Raw genomic sequence first — 18,159 nt, 5'->3', positions numbered from 1 at the left:
GCTCACTGGGTGATCGGCAGGTACACCCGGTTGCCGTGCTCGGCGAACTCACGCGACTTCTCGGCCATGCCCTCGCTCATGACCGCCTCGATCGCCTCCTCGCTGTCGAGCCCGTGCTCGGCGGCGTAGGCCCGGACGTCGGCGGTGATCCGCATGGAGCAGAACTTGGGCCCGCACATCGAGCAGAAGTGCGCCGTCTTGGCGGGTTCGGCCGGCAGGGTCTCGTCGTGGAATTCCCTTGCGGTGTCGGGGTCCAACGACAGCGCGAACTGGTCGTTCCAGCGGAATTCGAAGCGCGCCGTGCTCAGCGCGTCGTCGCGCTCCTGGGCGCGCGGATGCCCCTTGGCCAGGTCCGCGGAGTGGGCGGCGATCTTGTAGGCGATCACGCCGTCCTTGACGTCCTTGCGGTCCGGCAGGCCCAGGTGCTCCTTGGGGGTCACGTAGCACAGCATCGCGGTGCCGGCCTGGGCGATGATCGCCGCGCCGATCGCCGACGTGATGTGGTCGTAGGCCGGGGCGATGTCGGTGGCCAGCGGGCCCAGCGTGTAGAACGGAGCCTCCTCGCACAGCTCCTCTTCCAGCCGCACGTTCTCGACGATCTTGTGCATCGGGACGTGCCCCGGGCCCTCGATCATCACCTGCGCGCCATGGGCTTTCGCGATCTTCGTCAGCTCGCCCAGGGTGCGCAGCTCGGCGAACTGCGCGGCGTCGTTGGCGTCGGCGATCGAGCCGGGCCGCAGCCCGTCACCGAGCGAGAAGGTGACGTCGTAGCGGGCGAAGATGTCGCAGAGCTCCTCGAAGTTGGTGTAGAGGAACGACTCCCGGTGATGGGCCAGGCACCAGGCCGCCATGATCGACCCACCGCGCGACACGATGCCGGTGACCCGCTTGGCCGTCAGCGGCACATACCGCAGGAGCACGCCGGCGTGCACGGTCATGTAGTCCACGCCTTGCTCGCACTGCTCGATCACGGTGTCGCGGTAGATCTCCCACGTCAGTTCCGTCGGGTCGCCCTTCACCTTTTCCAGCGCCTGGTAAATGGGCACCGTGCCGACCGGCACGGGGGAGTTGCGCAGGATCCACTCGCGGGTTTCGTGAATGTTCTTGCCGGTGGACAAGTCCATGATGGTGTCCGCACCCCAGCGGGTGGCCCACACCATCTTGTCGACCTCTTCGGCGATCGACGACGTCACCGCGGAGTTGCCGATGTTCGCGTTGACCTTGACCGCGAAGGCCTTGCCGATGATCATCGGCTCGCTTTCGGGGTGGTTGTGGTTGGCGGGGATCACCGCGCGGCCGCGGGCCACCTCGTCGCGCACCAGCTCGGCGGGCATGTCCTCGCGTGCGGCGATGTACGCCATCTCGGCGGTGATCTCGCCCGCCCGGGCTCGCTGCAGCTGGGTGCCGCGGTCGCGGACCACCCCGGGCCGCGGAGGCAGGCCGGCCGACAGGTCGATCACCGCGTCCCCGTCGGTGTAGGGGCCGGAGGTGTCGTAGAGGTCGAAATGGTCCCCGGTCGAAAGGTTGACCCGCCGGAACGGAACCCGGGCACCCGGGACCCCGTCCAGCTCTCGGTACGCCTTGCTGCTGCCCGCGATGGGTCCGGTGGTGACGGAAGCCTCGACGGCTTGGGAAAGGACATCGGTCATTTTTTTCATCTCCCTACGCCGGCATTACCCGGTCAGGTTCGTACGGTCGACGGCCCCGAGCCGTCCTCTCAGCGCATTCGACGTGCGCTCCCGCGTTTTTGGATGGTCCGCACGCGACGTTACCCCCACCGCGGGCCGCCTGGCAGGCTGGCGGCCTATTTGGCCGGGGCGGTAGCCGGGGCTATCCCCGGAATGGAAAAATGCAAACGTGCAACAGCAAACGGAGACGGACGGGGCGACACCCGCCGGGTCGCCCAGCGAGCAGCTGAGCCCCGTCGATGCGGTCGCCCGGTATCTGAACGTCGGTGCCTTCCGCTTCTGGTTCATCGGTGAGCGCTGGGAATGGTCCGACGAGGTAGCCAGGATGCACGGCTACGAACCGGGCACCGTCGAGCCGACGACGAAGCTGTTGCTGTCGCACAAGCACCCCGACGACCGCGCGCACGTGCAAGAGCTGCTCGACTACGCCCTGCAGTCGGCGGAGTCGTTCTCCAGCCGGCACCGCTTCCTCGACACCGCCGGCAAAGTGCACGACGCGATCGTCGTGGCCGACCGCATGCACGACGATTCGGGCGCCGTGGTGGGCACCGCGGGGTATTACATCGACCTCACCAACACCTTCGACGAGACCCGGCAAGAGGTGCTCGACGAGGCGCTGCCGGACCTGTTCGAAAACCGTGCGGCGATCGAACAGGCCAAGGGCGTGCTGATGTTCGTCTACCGGGTCAGCGCCGAGCAGGCCTTTCGCGTGCTGCAGTGGCGGTCGCAGGAGACCAACGTGAAGCTGCGGGCGCTGGCCCGGCAACTGCTCGCCGAGGTGGCAACCCTGGACGGCTCGACGACCGCCCTCCAAAGTCAGTTCGATCATGTGCTGCTGACGGTGCACGAACGGATATCCCCAGAGTCTGCTGGGTAACCGGAGAAATACGCGAACGCGGCAGCCCGCAAACAGTTAGTGTTCCTACACTCTCTGGAGGATTCTCTGGAGCGGCGCATGCCGCGCATCCGGACGAGCTGCGAAAGGCGCTGAAGTTGTTGGCGGTGGAACATGAGGCACTCAAGGACGCTGTGGTCGTGCGCGTTAAGGGCGGCGTCGACTCCAGTACCGTCGAAGAGGTAACCACCCACCTGACCGCCGCGCTCAAGCTGGCCGAGACCCACCCGGCCCGGCTGGTCGTCGTCGACCTGCAAGCGGTCGACTTCTTCGGAAGCGCGGCGTTGAACGCCGTGCTGGAGTGTCACGACGAAGGCAAGGCAGCCGGGACGGCGGTCCGCCTGGTCGCGGACCACGACCAAGTGCTTCGGCCGATCCAGGTGACCGAACTGGATCGGATCTTCGACATCTACCCCACGCTGGCCGAGGCACTGCAACACAAGCGACGGCAATGAACCCGGCGCTGCCGGCCGATCTGGCGGCCGCGGTCGGGTTGGGCGGGGAGATGGGCCGGCGCTTCGCCGAATTCGACTGGGACAGCCATCCGTTGGGCTCGCCGCAGGAATGGTCGGCCGAGGTACGGGTGGCCGTGGCAGTTGCTCTGACCTCGCGGTTTCCCATTGTGCTCTGGTTGGGGCCCGGCGATCTGTTCTTGATGTACAACGACGCCTACGCGCAGATCCTGGGGGACAAACATCCGGCCGCCCTGGGTTGCCCCGCCGAGCAGGTGTGGTGGGAGATCTGGCAGCAGATATCCCCGATGCTCACCAGCGTGATCGACACCGGCGTCGCGACCTGGTCCGACGACCTGATGTTGCCGCTGATGACCGGCGGCCAGTCCCAGGAGCGGTACTTCACTTTCACCTACAGCCCCATCATCGGCGGCGACGGCGCAGTCACGGCGATTTTCTGCGCGGTGATCGAAACGACCGACCGGGTGTTGAGTGGGCGTCGGCTCCACTTGCTCAACGCGGTGGCGACCGCCGTGCTGGACGCACACGCCATCGACGACGCGGTGAGCAGCGCCGTCGCGGTATGCGACGCGCAGCCGCTGGACCTGCCGTTCATCGCCGTATATGTTTCGGGCGACGGGGAAGGGGCGCGCGACAGCACGCTGCGCGGGGCCACACCGTCCATCCGCCCGCTGCTGCCGGGCTCGTTGGCCGAGCTCACGGGTAGGGACGGGACGCCACGTTCCCGCGCCGCGCGCGTCATCGACCGGCTTGAGGACGTAATCCCTGGGATCACGGAGCTTTTCGGCGAGAACTGTCCCCGGCAGGCCCTGGTATTGCCGCTTGGGGAAACCTCGAACGCCGGTGCGGTGGTGATCGGGGTCAGTGCCCGGCGTCCCCTCGATTCGATGTACCGCGGGTTCTGCCAACTGCTGGCCGACCAGCTGTCCGCGGCGTTTGCCTCCGTCGTCTCCTACGAACAGCAACGGCGACGGGCCGACGCGCTGGCCGAGTTGGACCGGGCGAAGACCGCGTTCCTGACCAACGTCAGCCACGAATTCCGCACCCCGCTGACGCTGCTCCTCGGGCCGCTCGACGATGCGCTGTCCGAAGCGGCGCCGGGAAGTGTGCTGGCGGACCGGCTGAGCACGGCGGGCCGCAACGCGCGGCGCCTGCAGCGCCTGGTCGAGTCGTTGCTCGACTTCTCCCGCATCGAGGCCGGCCGCGCGAACGCGAAGCTGGTGTGTACCGATGTCGGCGCCCTGACCGCCCACATAGCGTCGTCTTTCACCGAGCTCTGCCATCGGGCCGGGCTCGAACTCGTCGTGGACTGCTCCCCGGTGCTGGCCGACCTCGACCCGGGTATGTGGGAGACGATCATCCTGAACCTCCTCTCGAACGCGGTCAAATACACTCTGCGGGGCTCGATTTCGATCGAGGTGCGTGCCGAACCCGCGCATTGCGTCGTCACCATGCGCGACACCGGGGTGGGGATCGCGGCCGAGGACCTGGACCGCCTGTTCGACCGCTTCTACCGCGCCGACAACCTTCGGGGCCGCAGCGTGGAGGGCACCGGAATCGGCCTCTCACTGGTGCGCGGGCTCGTCGAGCTGCACAGCGGAACGGTGGAGATCGACAGCGAATTGGACCGCGGGACAACGGTGACCATCCGGCTGCCGCAATCAATCGGCGCGGCGGCCGATCAGTCACCCGTCGGCCCGTTGGACGAGACCAACCCATACGTGGCGGAGGCCCGGCAATGGCTGACGCCCATCTCGGATCGCGATGGGTCGACGGCCGCATCCGAGAGGTCGCGCCATTTGGTATTGATCGCCGACGACAACGCCGACATGCGACACCATCTCGACCGGGTCCTGTCAGCTCACTGGGAGACGGTCCTTGCCGCCGACGGCGAGTCGGCGCTGGCGGCGATTCGAAACCTGCGCCCGGACGCGATCGTCACCGACGTCATGATGCCGGGCATCGACGGTTTCGGGCTGGTGTCCGCCATCCGTGCGGACCCGGAATTGGCGGCCACACCGGTCCTCATGCTGTCTGCCCGGGCCGGGGCGGAGGCGGTCGACGAGGGCTACGCGGCTGGGGCCGACGACTACCTGCCCAAGCCGTTCCGTTCCCAGGAGCTGGTCGACCGGGTGAAGTCGCGGCTGTCCGCGGTGGCCCGCGAGCGCGACCGCCAGCGTCGCGTGGCGGCCTCGGATCTGGTCCAACTCGACTCCGCGCTGCAGGCCACCGACTCGGTCGTCGGGATCATGGATGCCTTGCTGGAATCGCCATTCGGCTCGGGCGATGCCGCCACGGTGACGATCGGCGTCCTCGACGGCGAACGCCACATCCGGTTCGAATACGCCGGCCACCTGCCCGGGGAATTGCGCGACCGCTACCACGTGACCGAGCTCGACTCCCCGGTCGTGGGCGCCGACGTCGTGCGCACCGGCGAGTCGATGGTCATCACGGACACTTTCGACCTGCCCCCGCGCTATCAGCACGCGGTGCAGGACACCGCCGGCAGCGTTCGCGCCTGCGTCGCCCATCCGCTGCGGGATCACGCGGGCCGCGTCATCGGGGTGCTGGCCCTGCTGTGGCCCACGCCGCGCCAGTTCGACGCCGCCGAACGCGATGCGTTCAGTCGCGTGGCCGAGCTGACGTCCTCGGCCCTGGACCGGGTCCGCGTCATGGCGCGCGAACACCGCATCGCCGTCGACTTCCAAGAGCACCTGCTGGACCTGGACCGGGGCTCGACGGCCGCCGTCGTGGCGGCCGTGTACCAGCCCGCGGGTGAGGCTATGCGCGTCGGCGGTGACTGGTATTCGGTCACCCCGCTGGATCGCGCCGGCCGGGTCGGGATATCGGTGGGCGACGTCGTCGGGCACGGGCTGCCCGCCGCGATCGTGATGAGCAGACTGCGCGCCGCGGTGGCCGCGTCGGCCCTGACCGCGGGCGAGCCGAGCGCGGTGCTGGGGGCGCTGGACCGGTATGGGGCCAGCGTCGCGGGTGCGCGCTGCGCGACGGTGGCCTACGCCCTCGTCGAGACCGAACCGGATACCGGTTGCGCCACGGTGAGTTACAGCTGCGCCGGCCACCCCTATCCGCTGCTGGTCTTTCCCGACCATCGCGCGGTGTTCCTGACGTCCGGCCGACGTCTCCCGGTCGCCATCAAGGAACACGACGCCGACAGCTATCCGTCCGACGCCACCGCGACGGCGAATCTGCCACCAGGAAGCCTGATCCTGCTCTACACCGACGGACTAATCGAGCGGGCCGGCGAGACGCTCGACGACGGCCTCGGACGCCTCAAGGCCGCGGCCGCGGAATGCGCCGACCTTCCGGTCGAGTCGGTCTGTGCCGAGGTGCTGTCCCGGCTGGCCCCGCCCACCGGCTACCGCGACGACGTCGTCGTGCTCGCGCTGCGGCCGAGTCACGAAACCCCGCGCAGCTTCGCCACCGTGGTGACGGCCGCGCCGGGTCAGATTCCCGTCGCGCGCGATCGGCTACGCGAGTGGCTGGCCAGCATCGCCGTCGCCCCGAAGCGCGAACTGGACATCCTGCTGGCGACCGGCGAAGCCGTGACCAACGCGGTCGAGCATGGCAGCGACGGCGAGCCGCGCCGAACGGTCTCCGTGGAGGCCTTCCTGCGCCAGCAGACCCTCGCGGTCACGGTCAGCGACACCGGACGGTGGGTGGGCGATTCCTCGGCCAGCCTGCGCAGCCGGCGCCGCGGCCGGGGTCTGACCCTGATCGGTGGGCTGGCCGATCACGTCGACACGCTCCGCACTGCGGGGGGCACTCGGGTGACGTTGCGTTTCGACCATGCCGTACCGGCCGGCTAGGCCTGTGCTCAAGCCTCTTCCATGGCCTCGCCGAGCTCTTCCAGGAGCTTGTTGTGGTGGTTGCTCGCCAGGATGTGGCCGGCGGCGATGACCACGGCCACGGGCCAGTCGATGAGTTCGAGCGCCGCGAGGGCGGCCAGGCCCCCGAAATAGGCCAGCTGCTCGGGCCGGGGAATCTCCATCGGACCGAGCACCGGAAGATTTACATGGAACGTTTCGCCCTCGCGGATCTTTTGCACCGCTTCGCGCTGCGACGTCCCCCTGCGCGCCTTCTTTTCCGCCATCATTTGCCTTTCAGTAACGAAGGGTTTGCCGATTCGCCGGGTCGTGCGGCCACCGTCGGACCTATGTCGACGATGACCGACACCGGGGGCGATCCGTTAGTTTCATCTATTGCTCTGGTGCTGAAGGTGCCGTTACTGGAACTCTATGCGCTGCTGTGGCGCGCTGGGGTCGTCGAGGTTCACCCACCTCAACGGGTGCATCGGCCGATTTGTCCGGATCCGTCAGCGCACGATTCAAAACGCCTATCGCGACGGTCGCCGCGGCAGCGGATCCCAGCCCCTGTGCCCAGCCAACTGGACCCAGCGGTGTGCAGCCGAGCAATTGGCTGACCACCGGGATGCTGATCAGCGTCCCCATCGCCGCGAGCGAGCCCACCGCGGTGAACACCACCAGCGGGGCGTGTGAATCCAGCAGCGTTTGACCCAGCTCGGCGCCCACCAGGGCGACCAGCGCGACGGTGGATGCCCGTTGGGGGCGACCGGTGACACTGCCCATCGCCCAAGCCGCCGTCGTCGCGGCGGCGGTGGTGACGCCGCGGATGGCGACGGCACGCCACAACGCGGGCTGATCCGGGCCCCGAACGCTCGAGATGCCCGGGTCGACCCGGCCGCTGGGCTTGCTGACCGCGAGGGCCGCCGCCGGCAGCGCGTCGGTCATCATGTTCACCAAGAGCAGCTGCCGCGTGTTCAGCGGCGAGGTCCCGGTGATCGCGCTGCCGATGATGGCGAACAACACCTCGCCGGCGTTTCCGCCGAGCAGCACGGACACCGCCGCCTGCACTCGTTGCCAGAGTTGGCGTCCCTCTTCGATGGCGTGCAGCAGGCCCTCGATGCGGGCGTCGACCAGCACCACGTCGGCGGCCATGTGCGCCGGGTCGCTGCCGCCGGCGACAACGCCGATGCCGACGGTGGCGGCGCGGGTGGCGGCGGCGTCGTTGGCCCCGTCACCGACCATGGCGGTGCGCACACCCGCGCTCTCGAGGGTTTGAACGACCTGGACCTTGTTCTCCGGTGTCATCCGGGCGAAGATCACCCGCTCGGTCACCACCCGTTCTTGATCCTTGCGCGACAAGGCATCCCAGTCGGCGCCGCTGATAACCTGCTCGGCGGTGACGCTCAGACCGAGCTCCTCGGCGATGGCCTTGGCCGTGATCGGATGGTCGCCGGTGATCAGCTTGACGCCCACCGAAAGCCGGCGCAGATCCCCGAGCAGGCGGGCCGCTTCGCCGCGCGGGGTATCGGACAATCCCAGGAACCCGGTCAGGGTCAGCCCGTCCCGGGCGAACTCGGCGATGTCGTCGGGCTCCCGCTGGATCGCCTGTGCCTGGGCGGGGCTCAGCTGCCGCCGCGCCACCGCGATCACCCGCAGGCCGCTGCCTGCCATGTGAGCGACCGTCTCCTCCATGGCCGGGCTCACGTCCCCGCAGGCGGCCAGCACCACTTCGGGCGCACCCTTGACGGCCAGCTCGGTGTCCGTGACGGAGGCGGAGAAGGACCGGCCGGAGCGGAACGGCAGGTGCGCGACGGGTGCGGTCGAGTTGTGGCCGTTCACGGCCCCAAGGGCGGCTGAAGCGGCCTCGACGATGGCGACGTCGGTGGCGTGCACGTGCGGGTTGCCGTTGGACGGCGGCGCGGCGTGCGCCGCGCAGCGCAGCACCTCTTCGCGCGAAGTTCCCGGCGCCGCAACGACCTCGGCCACCCGCAGACGGTTTTGGCTGAGCGTTCCGGTCTTGTCGAAGCAGACCACGTCGATGCGGCCGAGCGCCTCCACCGAACGCGGCACGCGGACCAGCGCGCCGAACTTCGTCAGCCGCCGCGCCGACGCCGCCTGCGCCAGGGTCGCCACCAACGGCATCCCCTCGGGAACCGCCGCGACGGCGATGGCGATCCCGCTGGCGACCGCCTGGCGCAGGACCGAGCCCCGCAACAGCCCCAGCACGCTGACCAGTGCGCCGCCGGTCATGCTGACCGGGAAGGCCCGGTTGGTGAGTTGGCTGAGCTGGTGCTGCAGACCGATGTCCGACGACAGGTCGCCGGAAACCAGCTCGGCGGCGCGGCGTTCCTGGGTGTCGGCCCCGACCGCGGTGACGACCGCCACCGCGGTACCCGCCACCACGGTCGTCCCGGCGTAGAGCATGCAGCGGCGTTCGGCGAGAGTGGCGCCGGGCGTTGGCTCGACCTGCTTCTCCACCGACAGCGACTCACCGGTCAGCGTCGACTCGTCAACCTCGACGTCGACCTCGTCGATGATCCTGGCGTCGGCGGGCACAACCTCGTGGGTGCGCACCTCGATGACGTCGCCGGGCTGCAGCTGCGCCGCGATGACGTCGGTGTACACCCGATCCCCGGCGTCATCGGATACGACCTTGCGTGCCGGTGGGATCTGTTGTGCCAGAAGATGATTCAGCCGGTTTTCGGCGCGCAGCCGCTGGCTGGCGGCGAGCATCGAGTTCCCGGCCAACACCGAGAAGACCAGGACGGCGTCGACCGGCGAGCCGAGCACCGCGCTGGCCGCCGAGCCGACCGCCAGCACGGGGGTCAGCGGGTCGGTCAACTCGGCGCGGACGGCGGCCAGAAACTGCAGCAAGGCGTGCATGGGCGTTTCGGGTTGCGGGGCACCGAGGGTGGCCAGCGCGAGTTGCCTTGGATCGCCGGCCGGCTCGGAGCCGGGCGGCGGCAACGCCCTGCGGACGTGCTCGACCGCCATCGCATGCCATTCCCGGACGGGAGCCGGGCGCGGCGTGTCCGCCTTGATGATGCCGCGCGCCAACAGATATCCCGACAGCAGACCGGCCGCCGCGCCGCTGGTCACCGGTCCGCGCCCGATGCCACGGACACCTGGGATCATCAGCAGCGAGCCCATCGCCGTTGCGCCGGCCGAGATCCCGGCGCCGCGTTGGGCGGCGGCCCGGGCCGCCGGGAGCGCGTGCAGCACCCGCCAGGCGGCCGCCAGGTCGGGCAGCAGCAGGTCGGCGTACCACGGCGGTGGGCCGGCCCCGGGCTCGGGCATCATGCCCAGCGCCACGTCGGCCGACCAAATCGATTGCGCCCCAGGCGACGACAGCACGGCGACGGTGCGGCCCGCCGCCTGCAGATCCGCCACGGCGCCGGCCAGGGCGTCGTCGATGGACGCCCGCTCCAGCGGCCTGATCTCGTCGAACGCGGGGCGCAATTCGCCCAGCGAATCGTCCTCGACCGAAACCAATTCGGATCCCGTCCGGTGCGCCTCGGCGACAACGGCCGACGCCAACGGGTCGTGCGTGAAGCAGAAAAGCGCCTCCGCTTTGGAAGTCGGCGTACTGGGCGATATTCCGGGCACCGGGTGCCAGCCCGGGCGCAGGCGAACATTCTCCAGCATCAGCTGGGCGCGCGACCATGCCGCGGGGAGCTCGGCTTCCCGGGCGCCGCGGATGAGCGACACCCGCAAGCTCTTGGTGCACAACACGCGGGGGTCGATGACGATCGCGTCCACCCGGTCCAGGCGGCGCAGCGCCTCCGGACGCAACGACAGGACCGCGTGCCGGTCGGCCAACCCCTGGCCGAGCGCCGCGGCGAAGGCCTCCGGCGTGGTGCGGTTGGCCGCCGGGGTGGTCACCAGGACGGCCAGGGCCGCCTGGTTGAGGTTTCGGGTGGTGGCGCCGACGATCCCGGCGCTGATCGCCTGGACGAGCGCGAATCGATCGGCGTGGTGGTCGGCGGGCCGGCCGCGCGGCGGCTTCGAACCCGCCGACGGGTCGGTGTGCGGGTGATCGGCGTGACTGGCCAGCTGCGGCTCGTGCCGGACCCAGGCGCGCGCTTCCGCCCGGCATTCGGCGGCTTTCAGCGACTGCATCAGCAGACCCACCGACAACGATGCGGGAGACAGCGTGACGGTTTCGGCGGCCGTCATGGCCAGCGTCAGTACGGTGTCGGTCGCGGGCCGGCCGATGCGGTCCTCGAGCAGACGGCGCAGCCACGGTTGGTAGTCGATGGCCACCACACCCGCCAGGACACCGATGGGCATGCGTGGCCAGCGCAGCGCCCGGCCGGTCAGCGCTATGCCCAGCCCGGCCGCGCTGGCGGCCGCGGTGGCGGCCCGCGTCGTCAGCACCACGCCGTCGCCCGGCAGACTCGTCGGGGGTGCCGCCGGCCTCACCACTTTTTCTGAGCCGCAATGCCTCTCGGCGGCGTCGACGATGCGGCATAGGTCGCGCAGCGACGTGTCCGCGTCGCCGATGGTGACCACCACACGCGACAGCGGGTAGTTCAGGCCGGCCGACGTGACCCCGGGATGGGCCAGCATCCCGTCGAGCACCGCGCGCCCGAGTTCGTCATTCGTGGCGCCGTCCAGGCCGCGGACCTCGATCCAGGCCCGCTCCGCACCGCGCCAGCACCGCCGGCTCAGTGTTGCCGGTATCTCCTGGGGCAGCTCGCCCGAGATCGCCCGGGCACCTTCGCGCAGCGGAATCGCGGCGATGGTGATGCCGGCCTCGACGAGGGAGGTGGTCGCCTGGACGCCGGTCGCGACGGCGCGCAACGGCATAGATCGTCGTAACGCGGTCGCAATGCTCAAAGCGGGTTCGGACAGTCCCGTTAGTTGGTGCTACGCAACTGACTGCCGCCGGGCCGGCGCCCGGCCGCCTTCTTGGCCGTCGACTTGGCGGCCGCTTTCTGTGGCGCGGCTTTTTGCGGGGCCGGTTCCACCGGCACCGCCTTGAGGCTCGCCTTTGCCGTTGGCTTGGCCGGTTCCCGCTTGCGGCTGCTCAGTTTCTGCAGCAACAGGGCGCTGCCGCCGACCGCCAGCAGCACCGGCCACTCGACCAGTCCCGCGACGCCCAGCGCGCCGAAGGCCACCGCGGCCGCCGGCGCCGAGTGGCTGCCGCTACTCATTCCCTTTTTGACGCCTTCGGCGGCTCCGGTGACCCCGCCGATGACTCCGTTGACCGCCGCGCCACCCACAGCGCCGGCGGCCGCGGTCGTCGTGGTCGCCACGCGACTCACCGCCTGACCCACGCCTCGGACCGCTCCGCCGATGACACTCATGATGACTCCCTGGCTTTCCTGCCCTTGCCGTGAACCCGCGTCACCAGCGAGGCCGCTGAACGCATCGTTAACAGCAAAACAACACTATTTGTCGCTTCTAACAAATCAAAGCCTGCCACCTTGCAAACGCGCAGACAACGAGCAGCCGCATTTAATTTGCCTGAGCTTAACCTGGTTATGCGCGGGGCGCGAAGTAATCGCGATTCAGTCGCGCCGGATATCGATCTGTACCGGTGCGTGATCGCTGGCGGCTTTTCCCTTGCGTTCGTCGCGGACGATCTGGGCGTCCGTCACGCGGCCGGCCAATTCCGGGGAGGCAAGGATGAAGTCGATGCGCATGCCTTGCCGTTTCGGGAACCGCAGCTGGGTGTAGTCCCAGTAGGTGTACACGCCCGGGCCGGGCGCGAAAGGCCTTACCACGTCGGTGAATTGCGCGTCGACGATGGCGCCGAACGCGCGGCGCTCCGGCTCGGAGACGTGGGTGGCGCCGGCATAGAATTCGGTGCTCCAGACGTCGTCGTCTGTCGGGGCGATGTTCCAGTCGCCGGCCAGCGCGATCTGCGCGGTGGGATCGTCGCGCAACCATCCGGCTGCCGTATCACGCAGTGCGGCAAGCCATTCCAGCTTGTAGGTGTAGTGTGGATCGCCCAGCGCGCGGCCGTTGGGCACGTAAAGGCTCCAGACCCGGATCCCGCCGCAGGTGGCGGCCAGCGCGCGGGCTTCGGCCGTCGCGGCCACCTCCGGCTTGCTGCTCCAGGTGGGCTGGCCGTCGAAGCCGATCTCCATATTGTCGAGGCCCACGCGCGACGCGATCGCCACGCCGTTCCACTGATTGAAGCCGACATGCGCTACCTCGTAGCCGAGTTCGAAGAACGGCAGGGTGGGGAATTGGCTGTCGGAACACTTGGTCTCCTGCATGGCCAGCACGTCGACGTCGGCGCGGGCCAGCCAGTCGACGACGCGGGGCAGGCGGCTGCGAATCGAATTCACGTTCCAGGTGGCCAGCCGGAGGACCCCTTCGGGCATGGCTAGACCGTATCCCAGGCGGCAGAGCGGGCCGGGAAGTAGCGGCGACGGTGGTGCGCCCGGAAGCCCAGCGCGTCGGCGAGTGGCATCGTGCCGGTGCCGGGGACGACCAAGTAGCCGCGCGTCGCGCCCCTCGCGGCGGCCCAGGCCAACAGCGCCTCGCACGTCGCCGTGGTGGCTTGGTCTTCGGCTGTGCGCGTTGCCGACAGGCCCACCCACCGCGTGCCGTCGGGCGCATCGGTCACCGCCGCGCGCGCGATCGGCGCGCCGGAATGAATGCCGACCATCAGCTCGCCGTCGGTGAGGTCCGGGCCGGCCGACAGCGTGATGGACGGGTCGGGTTCGGCCGGTGCCGAAGCGGAGACGGCGCGCACCAAAACGCGTTCGGTGTGTTCGGCGCTCAGCCCCGAAGGCAGCTGCAACAAACGATCCGGAATCGCCAGTCGCGGTGTCAGGCCGCGGCGCTCATACCAGGCCGCGATCGCTGCAACGGTACCGGCATGAGCCGAAACATCGAGTGGCACAGCATAATTGACCCCATCGCCGGCGCGCAGCAGCCAGCCTTCGAGCCAGGCCCGTTCCACGCCCGGCGACGCCGCGGCGGCCGCATGCTCGAGCGCCCGGATTTCGGAGGTGCGTACCGGTGCGTCGGTCAGCACCCGCAGGGCGACCACGTCGTCGGCCGCCACTTCGACGACCGCGCCCGTCTTCGTCCGAACCCGCACCACCGGGCCGACCGCCAGCAGGTGTCCCACCGCATCGGTCAGCGGCGGGACCGAGCCGGCCGGACGCCGGTAGCGAAGCGTCACCCGCGTGCCCACGTCCGGCCACGAGACCATCAGTGACCGAAGGGGTCCGGCCCTTCGCCCGGCAGCCACGACAGGCCGGGCACGCCCCAGCCGTGCGCCTTGACGGCGCGCTTGGCGCTGCGGGCGTGGCGACCGATGAGACGGTCCAGGTACAGAAAGCCGTCCAGGTGCCCGGTTTCGTGCTGCAGCATGCGCGCGAACAGGCCGGTGCCCTCGATGTCGACCGGCTTGCCGTCGGCATCCAGACCGGTGACCCGCGCCCAGGTGGCGCGGCCGGTGGGAAACGACTCGCCGGGGACAGAGAGGCAACCCTCGTCATCGTCGTCCGGATCGGGCATGGTCTCCGGTACCTCGGAGGTTTCCAGCACCGGGTTGACGACCACGCCGCGGCGGCGGTCGGTCCTGCCGCGGTCGTCGGCGCAGTCGTAGACGAAGACGCGCAGCCCGACCCCGATCTGGTTGGCGGCCAGGCCGACTCCGTGCGCGGCGTCCATGGTGTCGTACATGTCGGCGATCAGCTCCGGCAGGTCCGCCGGCAGCGAGCCGTCGGCGCCGACGGGCACCGGCTGCGTCGGGGTGTGCAAGACCGGATCGCCGACGATCCGGATTGGTACGACTGCCATGGTCGGCTAAGCTACCGCACGCGCGTGGGCATCGAAGCCGGCGATCTTGAGTACGGGCAATCTGAGGCAATCGGCCGACTCGCGGGTCTGGATGACGGCTTGAGGGTTTGCGCCGTGGTTCAATATTCGCCGAAACACGCCCTCAGGTAAGTCAAGTCATCAGAGCAGCCGAGAATTCGCCGGAAGGGTCCAGGGGAAGCTATATGGACAGCGCCATGGCGCGGGCAAATCGATCGGGGGACGATTCTGAGATTGCAGATGGACTCACCCGCCGCGAGCACGACATCCTCGCCTTCGAACGTCAGTGGTGGAAATTCGCGGGCGTAAAAGAGGAAGCGATCAAAGAGCTGTTCTCGATGTCGGCGACGCGCTACTACCAAGTGCTCAACGCGCTCGTCGACCGGCCCGAGGCTCTGGCCGCCGACCCGATGCTGGTGAAGCGGTTGCGGCGGCTGCGTGCCAGCCGCCAGAAGGCGCGGGCGGCCCGGCGCCTCGGCTTCGAGGTGACCTGACTCGCTACAGTGGGCTCGATGAAAGAGCGAGTCCCCGACTCCACGGGGCTTCCCCTACGGGCAATGGTGATGGTGCTGTTGTTCCTGGGGGTCATTTTCCTGCTGCTCGGCTGGCAGGCGCTGAGTTCCTCCGGCAGCTCCGACGAGGACTCGGCGTCGCCGGTCTCCACGTCGACAGCCACCAGCGCGTCGCCCACGCCGACGAGCACTAAGCCCGCGGGCACCCAGGCCGAGGTGCAGGTGTACAACATCTCGGCGAAAGAGGGCGTCGCCGCGCACACCAAGGATCAGCTCACGACCGCCGGTTTCAAGGTCACCAAGGTCGACAACCTGACCGTGCCGGAAGTGTCCACCACCACGGTGTATTACACCGACGCCGACGACGAGCACGCGACCGCCGACGCGGTGGGCAAAAACCTGGGCGTGCCCGTCGAACCGCGCATCCCCGCCCTCAGCGGCCAACCGCCCGGGGTCATCGTCCTCGTTACGGGTTGACGCTCAAGCGACTAGGCTTCCGCTATGCCTCAGCTCGCTGGTCACCGCAGTGCCGCCGTCACCATTTCCGCGCTCTCCGCAGCGGCTTCCGTCGCGCTGCTGGGCGCGTGCTCGTCGCCCGAGCACGTGGCGATAACCCCGGGTACCACGCCGGCGGTCTGGACCGGATCGCCGGCGCCGACGGGGACCGGGACCCCGGAGGGCGGGCCCGTCGCCGCCCCGCCGGGACGGAACATCACCACCCACCTGAGGGCACCCGACGGCACCGAGGTCGCGACGGCGACCTTCCAGTTCAACAACGGCTACGCCACCGTCACCATCGCGACGACCGGCGACGGGCTGCTGACGCCGGGCTTCCACGGGGTGCACATCCACAAGGTCGGCAAGTGCGAGCCCAACTCCGTGGCCCCGACCGGTGGCGCGCCCGGGGATTTCCTGTCCGCCGGAGGGCACTTCCAAACGCCCGGGCACGCCGCCGAGCCCGCCAGCGGTGACCTGACCTCGCTTCAGGTGCGCAAGGACGGGTCCGCGATGATGATGACCACCACGGACGCGTTCGCCATGGACGACCTGCTCACCGGCGAAAAGACCGCGATCATCATTCACGCCGGCGCCGACAACTTCGGCAACATCCCGCCGGAGCGTTACAGCCAGAGCAACGGAACCCCGGGCCCCGACCAGACGACGATGAGCACCGGTGACGCCGGCAAGCGGGTCGCGTGCGGTGTGATCGGTGCCGGCTAACAGGTCCAACGCGCGCATCGATTTCGCCCGTTCGCCGAGGCCGACCCTCGGCGTGGAGTGGGAGTTCGCGCTCGTCGACGCAAAGACCCGCGACCTGAGCAACGAAGCCACCGCGGTGATCGCCGAGATCGGCGAAAATCCGCGCGTACACAAGGAGTTGCTGCGCAACACGGTCGAAGTCGTCAGCGGTGTCTGCAATTCCACCGGAGAGGCGATGGAGGATCTGCGGCAGACGTTGGGGCCCGCGCACCGGATCGTCCGGGACCGGGGAATCGAGCTCTTCTGCGCCGGCGCACACCCGTTCGCGCAGTGGTCCACCCAGAAGCTCACCGACGCGCCCCGGTACGCCGAATTGATCAAGCGCACCCAGTGGTGGGGGCGACAGATGTTGATCTGGGGCGTGCACGTGCACGTCGGGATCTCCTCGGCGCACAAGGTGATGCCGATCATGACGTCGTTGTTGAAGTACTACCCGCACCTGTTGGCGCTGTCGGCATCCTCGCCGTGGTGGACTGGCGTGGACACCGGCTACGCCAGCAACCGCGCGATGATGTTCCAGCAGCTGCCCACCGCCGGCTTGCCGTTCCAATTCCAGACCTGGGCGGAGTTCGAAGGGTTCGTCTACGACCAGAAGAAGACCGGCATCATCGATCACGTCGACGAAGTCCGTTGGGACATCAGGCCTTCGCCGCACTTGGGCACCATCGAGGTACGGGTCTGCGATGGTGTGTCCAACTTGCGCGAGTTGGGCGCGCTGGTGGCGTTGACACATTGCCTGGTGGTGGACCTGGACCGCCGGCTGGAAGCCGACGAGACGTTGCCGACCATGCCGCCGTGGCATAACCAGGAAAACAAGTGGCGCGCCGCCCGCTACGGGCTGGACGCGATCATCATCCAAGACGCCGACAGCAACGAGCGGCTCGTCACCGAGGATCTCGACGACGTGCTGAATCGGCTCGAGCCCGTCGCCAAGTCGTTGAATTGCGTCGACGAGCTTGCCGCGGTGGCCGAGATCCCTAGGCGGGGCGCCTCTTATCAGCGGCAGCGCCGGGTGGCCGAGGAACACGACGGCGACCTGCGGGCGGTCGTCGACGCGCTGGTGGCCGAGCTGGAAATCTGATGGAGCTGGCGATGTTCCCGCTGGAGTCGGCGCTGCTGCCCGACCAGGACCTGCCGTTGCGAATCTTCGAGCCGCGCTACGGTGCGCTGGTGCGGCACTGCCTGGACACCGGCGATCCGTTCGGCGTGGTGCTGATCTCGCGGGGCCGCGAGGTCGGCGGCGGTGATTCCCGTTGTGACGTCGGCGTTTTGTCCCGGATCACCGAATGCGTCGACCACGGCGCGGGCCGGTACGCGATGCACTGCCGGACCGGGGAGCGAATCCGGGTGTCCGAATGGCTGCCCGACGATCCCTACCCGCGGGCGGCGGTGATGCTTTGGCCCGACGAGCCGGGGGGCCCGGTCACCGCCGCCCAGCTGCTCGAGGTGGAGGACCGGGTGATGGCCCTGTTCGAGCGGATCGCCGACGCGCGCGGCGTGACGCTGCCGGACCGCGCGGCGCTCTTGGGTGAGCACACCGGCGGCGATCCCGGACAACGGTTGTACGCGTTGGCGTCTCGCATCCCCATCGGCAAGGCCGACCGATACGCCGTGCTGTCGGCGCCGTCGGCCGCCGATCGCCTGGCCGCGCTCCGCGAGGCCGTGGACGCGGTCGCCGAGGTGGTGGAGTTCCAGCTCTCCGAATAACACTGTCCGACAGGG

The 18,159-nt window shown here is 69.1% G+C and carries 15 protein-coding genes, 1 pseudogene and 1 riboswitch; of the genes and pseudogenes, 9 read left to right on the top strand and 7 right to left on the bottom strand.

The features are described 5' to 3' along the window. Positions 1-2: 2 nt before the first annotated feature. A complete protein-coding gene (gene thiC / locus AWC17_RS04780; protein WP_046185892.1) occupies positions 3-1,649 on the bottom strand; it encodes a phosphomethylpyrimidine synthase ThiC in 1,647 nt (548 codons plus the stop codon). After that, positions 1,643-1,753: riboswitch (TPP riboswitch) on the bottom strand. It overlaps the preceding gene by 7 nt. 104 nt (positions 1,754-1,857) lie before the next feature. Between thiC and AWC17_RS04775 the strand changes: the two genes are divergently transcribed. From AWC17_RS04775 to AWC17_RS04765, 3 genes are all read left to right on the top strand, one after another. Then, positions 1,858-2,565 (top strand): PAS and ANTAR domain-containing protein, encoded by a 708-nt coding sequence (locus tag AWC17_RS04775; protein WP_082123150.1) that lies wholly within the window; start codon positions 1,858-1,860, stop codon positions 2,563-2,565. Between the two features lie 110 nt (positions 2,566-2,675). Beyond that, positions 2,676-3,038, top strand: coding sequence for an STAS domain-containing protein (locus AWC17_RS04770; RefSeq protein ID WP_046185894.1), 363 nt, complete (start codon positions 2,676-2,678; stop codon positions 3,036-3,038). Next, positions 3,035-6,883, top strand: coding sequence for a SpoIIE family protein phosphatase (locus tag AWC17_RS04765; protein WP_047322708.1), 3,849 nt, complete (start codon positions 3,035-3,037; stop codon positions 6,881-6,883). Before AWC17_RS04770 ends, AWC17_RS04765 begins: the two co-directional genes overlap by 4 nt. Positions 6,884-6,891: 8 nt before the next feature. On the opposite strand, the gene AWC17_RS04760 is transcribed toward AWC17_RS04765, so the two are convergent. Further along, positions 6,892-7,167, bottom strand: coding sequence for a hypothetical protein (locus AWC17_RS04760; protein ID WP_141224499.1), 276 nt, complete (start codon positions 7,165-7,167; stop codon positions 6,892-6,894). Between AWC17_RS04760 and AWC17_RS34120 the strand changes: the two are divergent. Then, positions 7,090-7,308: pseudogene (locus AWC17_RS34120) on the top strand (hypothetical protein); the annotation flags it as partial. The gene AWC17_RS04760 and the pseudogene AWC17_RS34120 overlap by 78 nt on opposite strands. Here the strand turns inward: AWC17_RS34120 and AWC17_RS04755 are convergent. The 5 genes from AWC17_RS04755 to AWC17_RS04735 all read right to left on the bottom strand — a co-directional run bounded on the left by AWC17_RS04755 (position 7,274) and on the right by AWC17_RS04735 (position 14,647). Beyond that, positions 7,274-11,689: a cation-translocating P-type ATPase gene (locus tag AWC17_RS04755; protein WP_141224492.1), complete on the bottom strand. Its 4,416-nt coding sequence runs from the start codon at positions 11,687-11,689 to the stop codon at positions 7,274-7,276. The pseudogene AWC17_RS34120 and the gene AWC17_RS04755 overlap by 35 nt on opposite strands. Before the next feature lie 50 nt (positions 11,690-11,739). Further along, positions 11,740-12,189: a hypothetical protein gene (locus tag AWC17_RS04750; protein ID WP_047322706.1), complete on the bottom strand. Its 450-nt coding sequence runs from the start codon at positions 12,187-12,189 to the stop codon at positions 11,740-11,742. Positions 12,190-12,393: 204 nt separating this feature from the next. Continuing rightward, positions 12,394-13,215, bottom strand: coding sequence for an exodeoxyribonuclease III (locus AWC17_RS04745; protein WP_046187239.1), 822 nt, complete (start codon positions 13,213-13,215; stop codon positions 12,394-12,396). Between the two features lie 2 nt (positions 13,216-13,217). Beyond that, positions 13,218-14,054 carry a GNAT family N-acetyltransferase, cg3035/Rv0428c family gene (locus tag AWC17_RS04740; protein ID WP_047322705.1) on the bottom strand — a complete coding sequence of 279 codons (837 nt, stop codon included), beginning with the start codon at positions 14,052-14,054 and terminating at the stop codon, positions 13,218-13,220. Beyond that, positions 14,054-14,647: a peptide deformylase gene (locus tag AWC17_RS04735; RefSeq protein ID WP_046185797.1), complete on the bottom strand. Its 594-nt coding sequence runs from the start codon at positions 14,645-14,647 to the stop codon at positions 14,054-14,056. Before AWC17_RS04735 ends, AWC17_RS04740 begins: the two co-directional genes overlap by 1 nt. Positions 14,648-14,850: 203 nt before the next feature. Here AWC17_RS04735 and AWC17_RS04730 point away from each other — a divergent pair, with 203 nt between their 5' ends. Genes AWC17_RS04730 through AWC17_RS04710 form a run of 5 tightly spaced genes read left to right on the top strand, consistent with a single transcriptional unit; the run spans position 14,851 to position 18,144 of the window. Continuing rightward, entirely contained in the window at positions 14,851-15,159 is a 309-nt protein-coding gene (locus AWC17_RS04730; protein ID WP_046185798.1) for a nucleoid-associated protein NapA, read from the top strand. An 18-nt stretch (positions 15,160-15,177) separates the two neighbouring features. Continuing rightward, positions 15,178-15,654 carry a LytR C-terminal domain-containing protein gene (locus tag AWC17_RS04725; RefSeq protein ID WP_046185799.1) on the top strand — a complete coding sequence of 159 codons (477 nt, stop codon included), beginning with the start codon at positions 15,178-15,180 and terminating at the stop codon, positions 15,652-15,654. Between the two features lie 24 nt (positions 15,655-15,678). Beyond that, positions 15,679-16,398 (top strand): superoxide dismutase[Cu-Zn], encoded by a 720-nt coding sequence (gene sodC / locus AWC17_RS04720; RefSeq protein WP_046185800.1) that lies wholly within the window; start codon positions 15,679-15,681, stop codon positions 16,396-16,398. After that, entirely contained in the window at positions 16,388-17,518 is a 1,131-nt protein-coding gene (locus tag AWC17_RS04715) for a glutamate--cysteine ligase (protein WP_046185801.1), read from the top strand. The genes sodC and AWC17_RS04715 overlap by 11 nt, the downstream gene beginning before the upstream one ends. Next, positions 17,518-18,144 carry an LON peptidase substrate-binding domain-containing protein gene (locus AWC17_RS04710; protein ID WP_046185802.1) on the top strand — a complete coding sequence of 209 codons (627 nt, stop codon included), beginning with the start codon at positions 17,518-17,520 and terminating at the stop codon, positions 18,142-18,144. The genes AWC17_RS04715 and AWC17_RS04710 overlap by 1 nt, the downstream gene beginning before the upstream one ends. Positions 18,145-18,159: the final 15 nt, after the last annotated feature.

This window comes from Mycobacterium nebraskense, from assembly GCF_002102255.1.
GTDB lineage: Bacteria > Actinomycetota > Actinomycetes > Mycobacteriales > Mycobacteriaceae > Mycobacterium > Mycobacterium nebraskense.
The sequence above is the reverse complement of the archived record's forward strand: the minus strand, read 5'-3'. Positions and strand labels throughout refer to the sequence as shown.

Bases quoted from the DNA above. Each gene is read 5' to 3' on its own strand.
- thiC (WP_046185892.1), bottom strand. From the start codon at position 1,649: ATGACCGATGTCCTTTCCCAAGCCGTCGAGGCTTCCGTCACCACCGGA.
- AWC17_RS04765 (WP_047322708.1), top strand. From the start codon at position 3,035: ATGAACCCGGCGCTGCCGGCCGATCTGGCGGCCGCGGTCGGGTTGGGC.
- AWC17_RS04760 (WP_141224499.1), bottom strand. From the start codon at position 7,167: ATGGCGGAAAAGAAGGCGCGCAGGGGGACGTCGCAGCGCGAAGCGGTG.
- AWC17_RS04755 (WP_141224492.1), bottom strand. From the start codon at position 11,689: ATGCCGTTGCGCGCCGTCGCGACCGGCGTCCAGGCGACCACCTCCCTC.
- AWC17_RS04750 (WP_047322706.1), bottom strand. From the start codon at position 12,189: ATGAGTGTCATCGGCGGAGCGGTCCGAGGCGTGGGTCAGGCGGTGAGT.
- AWC17_RS04745 (WP_046187239.1), bottom strand. From the start codon at position 13,215: ATGCCCGAAGGGGTCCTCCGGCTGGCCACCTGGAACGTGAATTCGATT.
- AWC17_RS04740 (WP_047322705.1), bottom strand. From the start codon at position 14,054: ATGGTCTCGTGGCCGGACGTGGGCACGCGGGTGACGCTTCGCTACCGG.
- AWC17_RS04735 (WP_046185797.1), bottom strand. From the start codon at position 14,647: ATGGCAGTCGTACCAATCCGGATCGTCGGCGATCCGGTCTTGCACACC.
- AWC17_RS04730 (WP_046185798.1), top strand. From the start codon at position 14,851: ATGGACAGCGCCATGGCGCGGGCAAATCGATCGGGGGACGATTCTGAG.
- AWC17_RS04725 (WP_046185799.1), top strand. From the start codon at position 15,178: ATGAAAGAGCGAGTCCCCGACTCCACGGGGCTTCCCCTACGGGCAATG.
- sodC (WP_046185800.1), top strand. From the start codon at position 15,679: ATGCCTCAGCTCGCTGGTCACCGCAGTGCCGCCGTCACCATTTCCGCG.
- AWC17_RS04710 (WP_046185802.1), top strand. From the start codon at position 17,518: ATGGAGCTGGCGATGTTCCCGCTGGAGTCGGCGCTGCTGCCCGACCAG.